The sequence below is a fragment of the Pelomonas sp. BJYL3 genome (assembly GCF_027257975.1).
Taxonomy (GTDB): Bacteria; Pseudomonadota; Gammaproteobacteria; order Burkholderiales; family Burkholderiaceae_C; genus Roseateles_B; species Roseateles_B flavus.
Genome location: NZ_JANZKX010000001.1, coordinates 710,305 through 722,837 on the forward strand (window position 1 = coordinate 710,305; position 12,533 = coordinate 722,837).

The 12,533-nt window shown below is 66.4% G+C and carries 12 protein-coding genes; 2 read left to right on the forward strand and 10 right to left on the reverse strand.

The genetic code is table 11. From position 1 onward, the window contains the following. Positions 1-26 precede the first annotated feature (26 nt). Positions 27-1,016, forward strand: coding sequence for an anti-sigma factor family protein (locus O9Y01_RS03225; RefSeq protein ID WP_269630042.1), 990 nt, complete (start codon positions 27-29; stop codon positions 1,014-1,016). A gap of 7 nt (positions 1,017-1,023) precedes the next feature. Here the strand turns inward: O9Y01_RS03225 and O9Y01_RS03230 are convergent, their stop codons facing one another. The 9 genes from O9Y01_RS03230 to O9Y01_RS03270 all read right to left on the reverse strand — a co-directional run bounded on the left by O9Y01_RS03230 (position 1,024) and on the right by O9Y01_RS03270 (position 11,659). Beyond that, positions 1,024-1,254, reverse strand: a complete 231-nt coding sequence (locus tag O9Y01_RS03230) for a hypothetical protein (protein ID WP_269630043.1) — start codon at positions 1,252-1,254, stop codon at positions 1,024-1,026. Between the two features lie 21 nt (positions 1,255-1,275). Then, on the reverse strand, positions 1,276-1,821 hold the full coding sequence (locus O9Y01_RS03235; RefSeq protein WP_269630044.1) for a demethoxyubiquinone hydroxylase family protein: 546 nt from the start codon (positions 1,819-1,821) through the stop codon (positions 1,276-1,278). Positions 1,822-1,940: 119 nt separating this feature from the next. After that, positions 1,941-2,429, reverse strand: a complete 489-nt coding sequence (locus tag O9Y01_RS03240) for a YcxB family protein (protein ID WP_269630045.1) — start codon at positions 2,427-2,429, stop codon at positions 1,941-1,943. 72 nt (positions 2,430-2,501) lie between these two features. Further along, the gene (locus O9Y01_RS03245; protein WP_269630046.1) at positions 2,502-2,915 is read right to left on the reverse strand and encodes a DUF4279 domain-containing protein; all 414 of its coding nucleotides are present in this window, start codon (positions 2,913-2,915) and stop codon (positions 2,502-2,504) included. Between the two features lie 192 nt (positions 2,916-3,107). Further along, the gene (locus tag O9Y01_RS03250) at positions 3,108-4,805 is read right to left on the reverse strand and encodes a vWA domain-containing protein (protein WP_269630047.1); all 1,698 of its coding nucleotides are present in this window, start codon (positions 4,803-4,805) and stop codon (positions 3,108-3,110) included. Positions 4,806-4,951: 146 nt separating this feature from the next. Then, entirely contained in the window at positions 4,952-6,103 is a 1,152-nt protein-coding gene (locus O9Y01_RS03255; RefSeq protein WP_269630048.1) for an AAA family ATPase, read from the reverse strand. After that, complete coding sequence (locus O9Y01_RS03260) at positions 6,100-7,005, reverse strand: RNA ligase family protein (RefSeq protein WP_269630049.1); 906 nt, start codon at positions 7,003-7,005, stop codon at positions 6,100-6,102. Before O9Y01_RS03260 ends, O9Y01_RS03255 begins: the two co-directional genes overlap by 4 nt. Before the next feature lie 566 nt (positions 7,006-7,571). Further along, positions 7,572-10,166 carry an FG-GAP-like repeat-containing protein gene (locus O9Y01_RS03265; RefSeq protein ID WP_269630050.1) on the reverse strand — a complete coding sequence of 865 codons (2,595 nt, stop codon included), beginning with the start codon at positions 10,164-10,166 and terminating at the stop codon, positions 7,572-7,574. A gap of 398 nt (positions 10,167-10,564) precedes the next feature. Then, entirely contained in the window at positions 10,565-11,659 is a 1,095-nt protein-coding gene (locus tag O9Y01_RS03270) for a serine hydrolase domain-containing protein (RefSeq protein WP_269630051.1), read from the reverse strand. A gap of 175 nt (positions 11,660-11,834) precedes the next feature. Here O9Y01_RS03270 and O9Y01_RS03275 point away from each other — a divergent pair, with 175 nt between their 5' ends. Next, positions 11,835-12,149 (forward strand): hypothetical protein, encoded by a 315-nt coding sequence (locus O9Y01_RS03275; RefSeq protein WP_269630052.1) that lies wholly within the window; start codon positions 11,835-11,837, stop codon positions 12,147-12,149. Positions 12,150-12,206: 57 nt separating this feature from the next. Here the strand turns inward: O9Y01_RS03275 and O9Y01_RS03280 are convergent, their stop codons facing one another. Next, entirely contained in the window at positions 12,207-12,521 is a 315-nt protein-coding gene (locus O9Y01_RS03280; RefSeq protein WP_269630053.1) for a demethoxyubiquinone hydroxylase family protein, read from the reverse strand. Between the last annotated feature and the right edge of the window lie 12 nt (positions 12,522-12,533).

The following is a 12,533-nucleotide window of genomic DNA, read 5'->3' on the forward strand; positions in this document are numbered from 1 at the left end:
CCGGCCCCGCTGCCCCAGGAATCCGCATGAGTGCCCCCCACGATCCCCACGGCCCCGGCAATGTCGGGCAAGACCTGACCCCCACGCCACCGCCCCCGCCTGACGAAGCCAGCCTGCATGCGCTCGTCGATGGCGAGCTGACGTCCGACGAGGCCCAGGCCCTGCGCCGCCAGCTCCAGGACTGGCCCGCCCTGGCGGCCAAGGTGCAGGACTGGCAGGCCCAGCGCGAAGGCTTGCAGGCCCTGCATGCCGACGAACTCCAGCAGCCGGTGCCCGCGCGGCTGCTCGACAGCTGGCGCAAGGCGGCCGCGGAACCTGGCCGCCTGACCGACGACACCACCGCCTCAGGCCGCGGCGCGGCAGCGACCGACGCCGTCAATGCGTCCACCGCCATCCCCTGGTGGGCCCACCGCCAGGCCGCGATGTGGCTGCTGATGGGCAGCGTGGCCGTCTCGGGCGCCGCAGGCAGCGCCCTGGGCTGGCACTGGGGCCAGCACGAGGCCGGCGCCGCGAGCCCCTCGCAGGCCGCACTGCGGCCGTCCGCGACACCGCCCTTCGTGCGCGACGCCGCCATCGCCCACGCCGTCTACCAGGTCGAGCGCCGCCATCCCGTCGAGGTGGCTGCCAGCGAGCAGGACCACCTGATGCAATGGCTCTCCAAACGCCTGGGCCAGCCCCTGCGCGCACCGGACCTGCAGGCCGAGGGCTACCGCCTGATGGGCGGCCGCCTGCTGCCCGCCGGCGAGATGGCCTCAGGCCATACGCTCGCCCGCGCCCAGCTGATGTACGAGAACGGCCAGGGGCAACGCCTGACCCTCTACATAGCCGTCGACGGCAGCCCCGCGGGCCGCGAGGGCGGCACGGCCTTCAGGCGCAGCGAACAGCGCCAGGGGGAGCTGCTCACCCGCAGCATCTACTGGATGGATGGGGCGTTGGCGTATGCGCTCAGTGGGTCGGTGGGGGCGGGGGAGCTCGATCAGTTGAGTCAGAGGGTGTATCGGGAGTTGCAGGGGTGAGGGCGAGCTAGTCGAGCCACTGGGAGTACGGCTGCTTGTCGAACTCCGGGAAGTCTGACCTGTACACCCCCCATCCCATGTACTCGTAGTACTTGCTCATCGCCTCGAAATGGCTGTCGGCATCGACCGTCCACGCGAGTTGGGCATCGGGTTCAAGGAGCGCGCGGGCCGCCTCCCCATGGGGACCTGCGAGGCAAAACGTCTGCCCGTTTGATTCGATCCAGAGTTCATGCAGCATGCCGCCCACCTACCCAGTCTTTCAGAGCGTCATGCCCAGCCAGATAACCGCCTCGGTGGACGAGGTCACGACCGGCTGGAGCAAGCGCAGCCACCACCTCTGCCGCACCGGCAGATGCAGGGCTGATTGGTCGTGATGGTGCTGCTCCTCGGCAATCACCGAACGGATGACGTCTGCAGCCCTTGGGTCGATGTCCCACAAGACTTCGATCTGCTCGTACAGGTGCCGAAGGACGACGCGCTCCACCGCGACCGTAGTGGCGGCCATCGCGGAGCGGCCGAACAGGGCTGTCACGAAACCCAGGACCAGGCCACCGACAGCGCAGAGCCAATAGCTGCGACAAGCCGCGTGCCCGCGCCCGCTGAGCGCGCTCCAGAAGATGTCACGATGGTGCTCCTCATGCGACTTGAAGGCCAGCAGCTCCGGCACCATGGAAGGTGCGGTCAGGCGGGCGACAAAGGCTTGCGCCAAGTAGATGTGAATCGCTCCGTTCTCCCCGGCATGGTTGACCTTGAGGATGCGAGCGCCCAGGTCAGGGTCGGCAGCGGGCGCAGTGGCCGTCTTCATCTGATGCATCCTAGGCGAAAGAGGGCTTTGGTGAACGAGTGCGTCTGGCCGACATCGAATGTCTGGCCATGCCGATCTTCAGTATCAAGACCTGACCCCTGTCTGTCCTGGATGAAGTGTCAACGAACCCTGCCTCCTGAAGCCCGCACGCGCTCGACGATGAACGCCGCAGCCTCGGGCGTCATGTCAGCGAGGGGCAAGGTCAGGAATTGCGACCTTGAAAGCAGGAGCAGCCAGCACGACCGGAGCTGCCACACCTCGGCCACGGCCGACCAGGGCAGCATTGCCGTGCCAGCACCGGATGCCAGCGACAAGGACTCCGCCGAGGCCTCCAGCGTCGCCTGCGGCTCACCCATGGCCCTGAGCCTGCTCAGGGCGTTGCGATGGTGGACAACATACAGTGCGGCCATGAAGGCGATGCCCATGACCATTGCGCTGGCCAGCACGCCCACCAGCCATGAGCGGTCACCGTCCAGGACCAGCTTGACGAGAGCGGCTACCACCACAGCCAGGGCGACGAGGAATCGGAGGCCGATCACACGCCACCAGAAGCCGGCGACGGCTTGGCGAAGGAGGGGTGGGCTGTAGGTGAGGGTGAGGCGGTGCATGGCCTGCCTTTTGATCCGGGTGTGCACGGCGAGCAGGTGCCTGCCGCTGGTGAATGACTTTTGAATGCTGGGTCAGGCGTCAGATGCATCGTGCCCGCAATAGCAGTACAGGTCGAAGTCAACCGACAGGCCCAGGGCCGCGAGACTCGAAATGAGCTTCGCATCCATGTGAAAGCCCGGGTTCTCGTCGGTGTAGTAGCCCACACACTGCAGCCCGCAGTCGAAGCTCGCCACCGCTTCGAGAATGCGATCACGCCTCAGCTCCAGTACATCCAGCAGGGCTTGCAGATGACGGTCTTGATGGACCTCCGTTCTTGGCAGCGGGCTGTGGAACTCCCACCTGCTGAATGCCTGAGGCCTCCCACGGCTGTTCAGCTCGCCCTTGAGCCAGGTGCAGCTGGGTTCGAGCTGAAGAAGATCGGATATCTCCTGAGCGCTGCCCGCGAAGTTGCTAACGAAGAAGTAGGCGTAGGTATCGAATGGCATGCAGTGGCCGCAGGGTCAAGTGGTCGCAGGGTCAGGCCTTTAGTTTCAAGATCAACGGCGGCGGAACTCCACACTTATGGCCTGACCTCGCTGCCGAAAGCCGGATCAATCGAACAGCCTGACCCCGCTGACGAATGCGATCGCCCAGGTCCGGGTCAAGACCTGACCCCCGCCTGACCCGCACCAAGCCGCTCACCGCCTCAGCGCCGCCGACAGCTCCACCATCCGCATGAACTCCGCCCGATGGCCGTAGCGGTCCACGCCACGCGACTCGCGGGCCAGCGTCTGGATCTGCTGCGGTCCGTAGTCACCGATCAGGGTGCTGCCGCGCAGCCACTGGCCCCAGGCGGCCACGGCGACGGCAAAGCGCATCTCCTGCTCGGACTGCTCAATGGCCGGCAGCTGCGCTGGCCGCACCACCGGGAACTGGACCAGCTGGCTCTCGGATTCGCCGGGCTTCTTGTAGCGCAGCTTGATCCACGCCAGCTCCTGGCTCCTGCCCTTGGCCACGCCCTTGCTTCCGCGCGCGCTCTCGCGATTGGCCTTGGACGGCTCCTTCTGATAGCGCAAGGGGTCCACGCTGCCCTTGGCGCCACGCGGCACCCATTCGTACAGCGCGGTCACGGTGTGGCCGGCGCCCACGTCACCGGCATCGACCTTGTCGTCGTTGAACTGCTCGCGCGTCAGGGCATTGAGCTCATAGCCGATCAGGCGGTATTCGTCGACCTGCTCCGGATTGAATTCGATCTGCAGCTTGAGGTCCTGGGCCAGCACGGCCAGGGTCGAGCTCATCTCGTTGACCAGCACCTTGTGCGCCTCCTGCAGCGAGTCCAGGTAGTGGTAGCTGCCATCGCCGGCATCAGCCAGCTTCTTCATCAAGGCCTCGTTGTAGTTGCTGTCGCCCACGCCCAGTGTGGTGAGGCCCACGCCGGCCTTGCGCTGCTCCTCGACCAGGGCCTTGAGCTGTGCCGGGTCCACCACGCCGATGTTGAGGTCGCCATCGGTGGCCAGCAGCACGCGGTTGATGCCGCCGGGAATGTGGCCTTCACGGGCCTGGCCATAGGCCATGCGGATGCCGGCTTCGCCATAGGTGGCGCCGCCCGCAGACAGGCTGTCGATGGCCCGCTGGATCTCGGTCTTGCGGTCCCCCGGGGTGGCCGGCAGCACGAGCTGCGTGCCGTTGGCATAGCTGACGATGCTGAGCCTGTCCTGCGGGCGCAGTTGCTGGACCAGCAGCATCAACGCCGACTTCACCAAGGGCAGCCGGTCCTGCGGGCTCATGGAGCCGGACACGTCGACCAGGAAGACCAGATTGGCCGGCGGCAGGCTGGTCTTGGCCAGGTCTCGGGCCTTGATGGCGATGCGCAGCAGGCCGCGCTCGGCGTGCCAGGGCGAGCGGCTCAGCCGGGCGTCGACCGCAAAGGGCTGCGCCTGCGAGACCGGCGGCTCGGCGTAGTCATAGCCGAAGTAGTTGACCAGCTCCTCCACACGGACCGCGTCCTTGGGCGGCAGCTGGCCCCGGGCGATGAAGCGGCGCACATTGGCGTAGCTGCCGGTGTCGACACTAGCACTGAAGGTGGACACCGGCTGCTCGGCAACGCGGCGCCAGGGGTTGTCGCTGAAGCTGGCGTACTGGGCGGTGTCCCGAGCCGGCGGCACCGGCACGGGCGGGGGCGGGGCCGCGGGCGCGTGGGAATAGCTTGACACCCGCGGGGCCGCCGCAGCCGGTATCTGCACCTCGGGCGGTGGCAAGACCGCGGCGTGCGCGGGCGCGACCACGGGCACCGGCTCGGACGAGGCGGCAGGCTCGCCCGTGGTCGCGCAGGCGGCGAGCACGGCGGCCGTCAGGACGTACAAGGGCAGCAGCGCCCTGCTTCGATACTTGTTCATGTGGATCCCCCTTTTCGGTCGGGTCAGTATAGGCAGCGTCAGCAGTGACGCGGCCTGCCGGAGACAGCCCACGGATCGGCAGCGTCAAGACCTGACCCTGCCGCCCGGCAAGCCCTTCGCGCATGCCGCTGACCCTGGCCTCAGGCCTACCGCTCATCAGACGTCACCTCATAACGTACGTCATGCGCCTCCCATGGAAGGGGCACCTCCCACCGGTGCAACATACGCTCGAGATCCTTTTGCTTGAGCGTGGTATCGCGCCTGGCATTACGCCTGAACAGCGCGACAGCCGGAACTTCGAGGTAGAGCAGCCGTACGTTTGCGTCGTAGGCGAACAGCAGGTCCAGCGTCTTGTTGCGCATCTGCTCGCTCAAGTGCGTCGCGTTCCAAACGAAGGGCTCCTTTCGGCGCAGGAGCGCCTTCGCCTTGTCGATGGCGCGATGGGCTGCCAGTCCATCGTTCTCGCCATGCTTCAGGCCGAGTTCTGCCTTCGCGTCGTCGAACGATACGATTTCGGTGTCCCGAGCGTGGCGAGCCACCCAGCTGTCCTTGCCAGAAGCCGGCAGGCCGCAGAGCACCGTAACCTCGGAGCCCTGCACCTGGAAAAAAGGCGTGTCCAGGTGCACCGCCGCTCCCCTGGCATACATCAGGCGCGTGTGCGCCGAGGCCGCCGCCCGAGGTGTGCCCCAGCAGCCATCCTCGCGTGCAAGTTGCTCGAACAAGGCAATGTCCTCCAGCCGTGCCTGCTGATCGGCGCAGACGCGGCCCCGCATGTCGGCGCGGGCCACGCAGATCAGGTCCGCCAGATCCAGACCCCACGACAGCCGCCGAGCGATGAACTCCGGTGACTCGCCGCGGCGCGAATCGAAGGCGAAGAACGGCACCTGATGCACGGCGATGATGCGGCAGACCGCCTCGCGCAGCTCAAACGGCACCCCCGCGCGCCAGAGCAAGGCCCGCACATCGACCGCCCCTCGGCGCGAGTGGCCGGGCTGGCCGATCTCTCCGGTGACCGGATCAATGAACGTCGTTTCCGGCTTGCACAGGTCGTGCAACAGCGCCGAGAGGAACAGCGTCTCACGCCGCGTTCCGCTGGCAGCCTGGAAATGCTCGCACGACAGCAACGCGTCGAGCACCATGCGCGTATGGACGCCGACATTGCCTTCGGCGTGATAGCGCGGGCTCTGCGGCGTGGCTTCAAGCGCATGCAGCCGCGGAAAGACCTCGCAGCAGCTGGCCCAGTCGTAGCCGGCACCAGCTCCGGCGGGGCAAAGTGAACGGATCATTTCGTAGCTCATGTTCTGCTCCCTCTCAGGGCATCTCTGACGACTGCAGAGGAGTCATGCCAGCCTGCTGTGGCCACTGGCGCGTAGAGATCGGCCTCCGGCGCCAGCCCGTTTGGAATCACCGGTCGCGTGCTGTGATGAGAGCCCGAATCGAGGATGGTCTGGACAAAGTCCGGACGCACCCACTTGTAGCGACCCAGCACCTGCCGCTCGTCTTCGACCTTGATGTACAGGCCCTCGGACAGGTCAGATTTGTCGGTCTGCTGCCAGGCCAGCGGCAGGTCCAGCTCCTGCCGCCGCACGCTTTGCTCGAAGGCATTGCGCCACTGCGCGCTCTTCGCAAGTGACGGCCGCACCAGCGCGCGCAGCGACTTGACGTCACGAGGCATCGCGCCCACCTGCAGGACCGGGACACTGACGACGGGCGAGCCCGCCAGCATGGCGTGACGCCTCGGCGTGCTGAGGAACTCCTGCGCGACGCGGTCATAGATGTCGAACTCGCAGAACCAGTGCGGCAGGCAGTCATAGCTGACCGAATGCTTGGCATACAGCCATTCACCGTACATCACATAGCGGTCTTCCAGCAGCTCGAGCAGCCGCGCTTCATGTGCACAAGCCCAGCGCTTGAACGGAGTGAATTGCCGCTCACGGCCACCGCCGACCAGGTAATGGCCGCGGGATTGCAGCAGAAGCTCGCCTCCGCTGGTGAATGAAACACCGACATTGGCGCCGTCGAGCTTCTCCTCAATGACGGCATGACAGCCAGCCAGGCTGGCGAGGCGGACGTGCTCGTGACCTTCGTCGCCAACTTGCAGGCGCGAGCCTTCGAGGTGCGGAGTCCTGGGGTACTTCAGGATCTCCAGGGATTGGATTGGAGAGCCGGCGGATGGCGTCGACCCGATGTGCGCAGACATGATCGTCTCCTGGTTCGATGGAACGAACCGACGACGGGGCGTGCGCGGTGCTTGGCGGGCTAGGCGTCCGCCGCCTGCATGGCGTGGGCGGGGGAGACGCGGAGAACGGCTGCAGCGGCCGAGTTCATGGTGGGCATGAGACGGATGGCGGTCGACGGCTTAGAGGGCGGCGATGCTGCGGAACACGTTGAACTCCGTGAGGCAAAAAGGTGATCGAAGGACGCGCAGTCTATGCACGCCACCCTGTCGATGCAAGTCAGTGCGTGTCGCCGTGACAACGCCGCTGAGGCTCAATCTGGCAGCGAAGTTGGCGCGGCAAGACGCAGCCACGGGGTCAAGCCACGGGGTCAGATGACGTCTTGAATTTCAAGTTCAACTGCGGCGGGACTTCAAGTTGAAGGCCTGACCCTGCGCCCTGCGCTGTTCACGCAAGGCGGTAGGCTGGCAACCAGCTTAAGGCCTGACCCTGCCGCGTGACCCTGCCGCGTGCCGTTGACTGGCGTAACCCGGACAAGGCCGAAGGCCGCCGGCGTCAGGTCCGGCAAGGAGTGGTCCCGAAAGACCGCCTATCTTGACCCGGACCGACCGCTTGCCTTGCGCCAGCCACGGGTCGCGAAGCCCAGCACACCACTGCCTTCCAGCGGCACCTGCCTCAGCAACGAAGCAGGCCCGATGATGTCCAGCAGACCATCTCGATTGACGTCGGCCAGAGCCAGCGACTGGATGGAAACCGACCGCCCCAGGATCCCATAAAGTTCTTCAGGGGCGAACTGTCCTGATGGCTTCTGAAGATAGAGGCCGACCTGCGACCAGCCCTCGTGCTGCACCACGAGGTCCATGCGCCCGTCTCCGTTGATGTCGCCCGCGACCACGGCGTAGGCCCCGTCCATCGTCGGCAGGGTCGTGAAGCCGGGAAAGCCGCCGTCCGCCGCTTGAAGGAACAGCAGCAGCGAAGCGGGCCGGTTGGCTTGCGTCGTGCCCGCGATGTCCAGGCGGCCGTCCCCGTTGAAGTCGCCCACGGCAATGCCCCACACGCCGTCGCTCAGCCCCGTTCTCAAGTAGCGAGGCGCCGAGAAGCGGCCATCCGGCTGTTGAAGAAGAAGGGCGACCTTCGCTGCGTCCGCCCCCTCGGTCCGGAGTGCCACGACCAGGTCTGGGCGGCCGTCGCCGTTCATGTCGCCAATGGCCACATCACGTCCGGCCACGTCGCCGAGGCCCGGTGTCTGATCCAGCACCAGTGAGCCATCTGGCTTCTGCAGCCAGACGAAGGCCTTGTTCCAGTAGTTCTGGACGCCGACCAGGTCGAGACGGCCATCGCCATTGATGTCGGCGATCCGCAGTACCTGGATCAGCTCATCAAGAAACTGCCGGGGCTCCAAGGTACCGGCGGCTGTCTGGGCAAGCACCAGCACGCCACAATTCCAGCTGCTCACGGCCACGTCGGCGCGTCCGTCACCGTTGAGATCTCCGATGGCCAGACCGGTGATGGGGCAGCGTCGCGTGCTGCTGGAATTGAAGTAGGTGGACAAATCCAGCTTGACCGGGGGAGCCAGCTGACCATCGGCTCGCCCGACGCGGAGATAGACAGCATCCGGATAGCGCTCGGCGCCCAGATCGGCATAGACGATATCGGGGATGCCATCACCCGTCACATCGCCTGCAGCCAGGCTGTTGGCACCGATCGATCCATTGTCTGCGGCCAGGACGCGCTCCGGCTCCCCGAAGCGGCCGGGCGTGGTATCGAAGCCGAAGCGCAGGCTTTGCACCAAGGGGTTGCCAGCCGTGTCGGTCACGCCGGTCACAGCGACTTCATAGTGCCTGCCGCGTGCCAGGGCTCCGAGGGGCTCGATGCTGATGGCATTGGTGACTGCACGCACGGTGGCTGGCACTGCCGCGCCATCGAGGGTCAGCTGCACGTTGGCACCAGTGACGCTCTCGATGGCGGGCATCTCACTGAGGCTGACGCTGATGGAGGTCGTCAGCGACACGTTGATTGCATCGGCCGCCGGCCAGGTCGCGACGATCTGCGGCCGGGCGGCATCAACGACGAAGGAACTCACCATGTCAATCGAGGGGTGGCGTCCGAACAGGTCCTGCACCGCAGTGCTGACGGTGAGAAGGTAGTTGCCACTTGCCAGCGCTTCGGCTGGGGTAAAGCGGACCGAGCGCCCGGATACCTGCAACACGCCAGCCACCGCACGCCCGTCGGGGCCGGTCACGGCAAAGGACGCCGGGGTGATGGTGGCTTCGTCCATCTCCTCATTGAATGTGGCGATCACTCGGGCATTCGCCATGGCCGGACTTCCGGTCGCGGGCTGAACGGACTGCAGCGAGGGGGCGTCGTTCTCGTTGGACCGCGAACCAAAACGGTACTTGATCAGGTTCAGCGTGACCGGGCTGCCGGCCCCCAGGCCCTGCGACGCCTGGGCCTGGCGCACGATACCAACGCCCGGGGCAAACCAGGTGTCTGTGGTGGTGACGAGCTGCTGCTCTGCCTTGCCCGAACTGGGCTGGACCGTCTGCCTGAGCACCTGCTGGTGATGCACCGCATTGGCGAAGGCGCCTGCGGCTGTGGTGATGGTCTCCGTGCCCAGGATGGTCACCTGGGCATGCAGGGCCACCCGGTCGGGGCGACCATCGCCGTCGAAATCCATGCCGGAGTCGATCGTCGTGTCCAGCTGCACATGCGTGTCACCGGCGTAGGCGGGCCATCGCATCACGTAGCTTCCGTCGAACGCACGCTCGATTGCATCGGCGCCCGCAGCGGCGTACTGGCGCAAGCCCGTCGCCGACGACGCGTAGGCCCGGAAGCTGTCAGCCGCCGCAACCGGGTCCTGCCGCCGAAACAGCGTGGCCCCTTGCCCATCCGCCAGCAACTGCGTGCCTGCCACCCGCACGACGACGGACTCGGTGCCCGCCGTGGTGGCGTAGACGGCCACCCCGTTGGCGTCGAGCGGGAAGAGGCCGCTGGCCAAGGTGGCCAGCGGCGTCTTGGTGGTGGGCGAGGGATCGACCTGCCCGCCGCTACTGCCACTGCCACTGCTGCCACCGCCCCCGCCACCGCCGCAGGCAGCAAGCCCGATCAGGAACCCCAGGATCGAAGCTCTGAAGACCCAATGGTTCGTCAGCTGAGCGCCGTGCGCCCTCCGATGCGCATTCATGTGCCGTCCTCCCTGATCGGCCGGCAGCTGCCGCCGATCAACTGGTCTGTTCATTTAAAGCGGCCGGATATTACCTCTGCAGGGAAGGACTCGCATCGGCTTCAGCATGGAATGCCACTCCTTCTCAGCACAATTTGCCAGCAGCGGAGGTCAGCGCAGGGCAAGGAGATTGAAGGCCCCTCCGGCCTTTTGGGGCTTCAGAGTCAAGAGCCACCCCTCCGGTGCCGGCTGGCCACTCCGGTGGCCGACGCCTCTTGGACTGTCCCTGAGGCCCGCGGCAGCCTCAGGGGCACACGTAGCCGCAGGGTCAGGCCGTGAACATCAAGATCAACTGCGGCAGGGCTTCAAACTGAAGGCCTGACCCTGCGCCCTGCTTGACCCTGCGCCCTGCTCGAAGCCTACGGCGCCCTGTAGAACGCGGCGATCCTGGGAATGAAGAGCTCCGGATTCCCTCCCACCAGATTGGTCAGCACGACGACGGCGAGGCCTTCGTCGGGGTAGACCATGAACGCCGCCCGATGGCCGCCAATGCCGGCGACCTGCCGCGGACTGGCGGACAGCACTGGCCAGCCCGCCGCCCAGTCGCCGCGGTCGCCGTTGTTCAGCGTTTCCTGCGTCCACATGGCCTGCAAGCTGTCCTTGCCGAGGAGCCGGCCCTGGGTCAGGGCGATGAGCCAGGCCGCCAGCTCGTCGGCCGTGCTCAGAAGGCCGCCGCCCGCGTGCAGGCTGTAGGGGATGTCGTAGATCCAGCGGGACAGGCGCTGAGCGTCGTTCGGTGCGAGCGTGCGGCGCGGGAAGTAGCTGTAGATCGTGGCCGCCTGCGGCACCGGGTCATAGCTGTCGCCAAAGGTGCTCAGCCGCATCTTCGCCACGGCGAACTGCCCGTCGGCCAGGTACTGCTCATACGGCTTGCGCGCCTGCTTGACGATGATCTGAGCCAGCAGGCCATAGTTGGTCTGGTTGTAGGCAAAGCGCTCGCCGGGCGCCGCAGCGAGGGGCTGGCGCTTGACGGCCTGCCACATGCTCTCCTCGGTGGCGCCCGTGGTCGGACCGGGCTGGTCCACGATCTCGGGCAGGCCCGAGGTATGGGCCAGCAACTGCCGGACGCGGATGCCCTGCCAGGCCTCCGGCAGGTCCTCGAGATAGCGCGACACCGGTGCCTCCAGGTTCACCAGCCCCGCCTCGGCCAGCTGCATCATCGCCACGCCGGTGAAAGCCTTGGTCGCGGAGTTGATCGGGAACAGGGTGCCGGCACTCACGGGCACGCGGTTCTCCACATTGGCCAGGCCATAGCTTTCCGACAGCACGACCCGCCCGTCCTTGACGACGGCCAGCTGCAGCCCCGGGATCCTGCGCTCCTGCATGGTCTGCCGGACCAGCTGCCGCACCTGTGCGTTCGCCTGCTCCAGGGTGCTCTGGGCCCGTCCCAGGCCCGGCATCAGGCCCAGCAGCGCCGCGACGACAAGTGTTGCCTTGAGATGCCTGATTGCCACGGTGCCCTGCCCTGCGAAGCTTCGAACCCGCCGCAATGTAGCTACAGCGGTCGAGGGTGGCGAAAGTTTGCGGGCCCGATGTCGCCGCTGGAGGCAGCATTCATACGGCCGTGCAGTGCATCAGGACGGACCGTCGCGGCGGCCACCCGGGAGGCGGTGCGGCAGAATGCCCGTCATGCGCGATCACCCGGAGTATGACCTTGTCGAGTTCCTGCTTTGCGGGCTCTTCATCGCAGCCTCGGGCGCCAGCCTGGTCTGGGCCGGCGCCTCGTTCTACCGGGGAGAGCCCTTCTCCGCGCTTGAAGGGGCCGGCCTGGGGCTGATGTTCCTGGGGGGTGGTGCGAGCCCCAAGCACTACCTGCTGGACTGTCTGACCTTCCCGCTGTCGTTCATCGAAGGGACGGGCCGGGAGACCCCCACCACGGTTCTTGCGGCCGGAGCGGGGCTTCTTCTTTGGCTGGCGGGCATGGCCGGGAACCACTGGGGCTAGACCTGGCGAAAAAAGGCGCCGCAGAGACCCGGCAGGACCAGGCCTTGAACATCAAGATCAACTGCGGCAGGGCTTCAAACTGAAGGCCTGACCCTGCTCGCTGTGTGACCCTACACGATGTGCAGAGCCCGTAGCTGCGACAAGCCGCTCGCCCGCGCCCGCTGAGCTCCGTCCAGAAGTTCTCACGATGGCGCTCCTCATGCGACTTGAAGGCCAACAGCTCCGGCACCATGGAAGGCGAGGCGAGGTCAGGCGGGCAACGAAGGCTTGCGCCGCGTAGATGTGAATCGCACCGTTCTCGCCCGCGTGGTTGACTTTGAGGATGCGAACGCCCAGGTCGGGATGGGCAGCGGGCGGAGTAGCAATGTTCATCGGATGAATGCA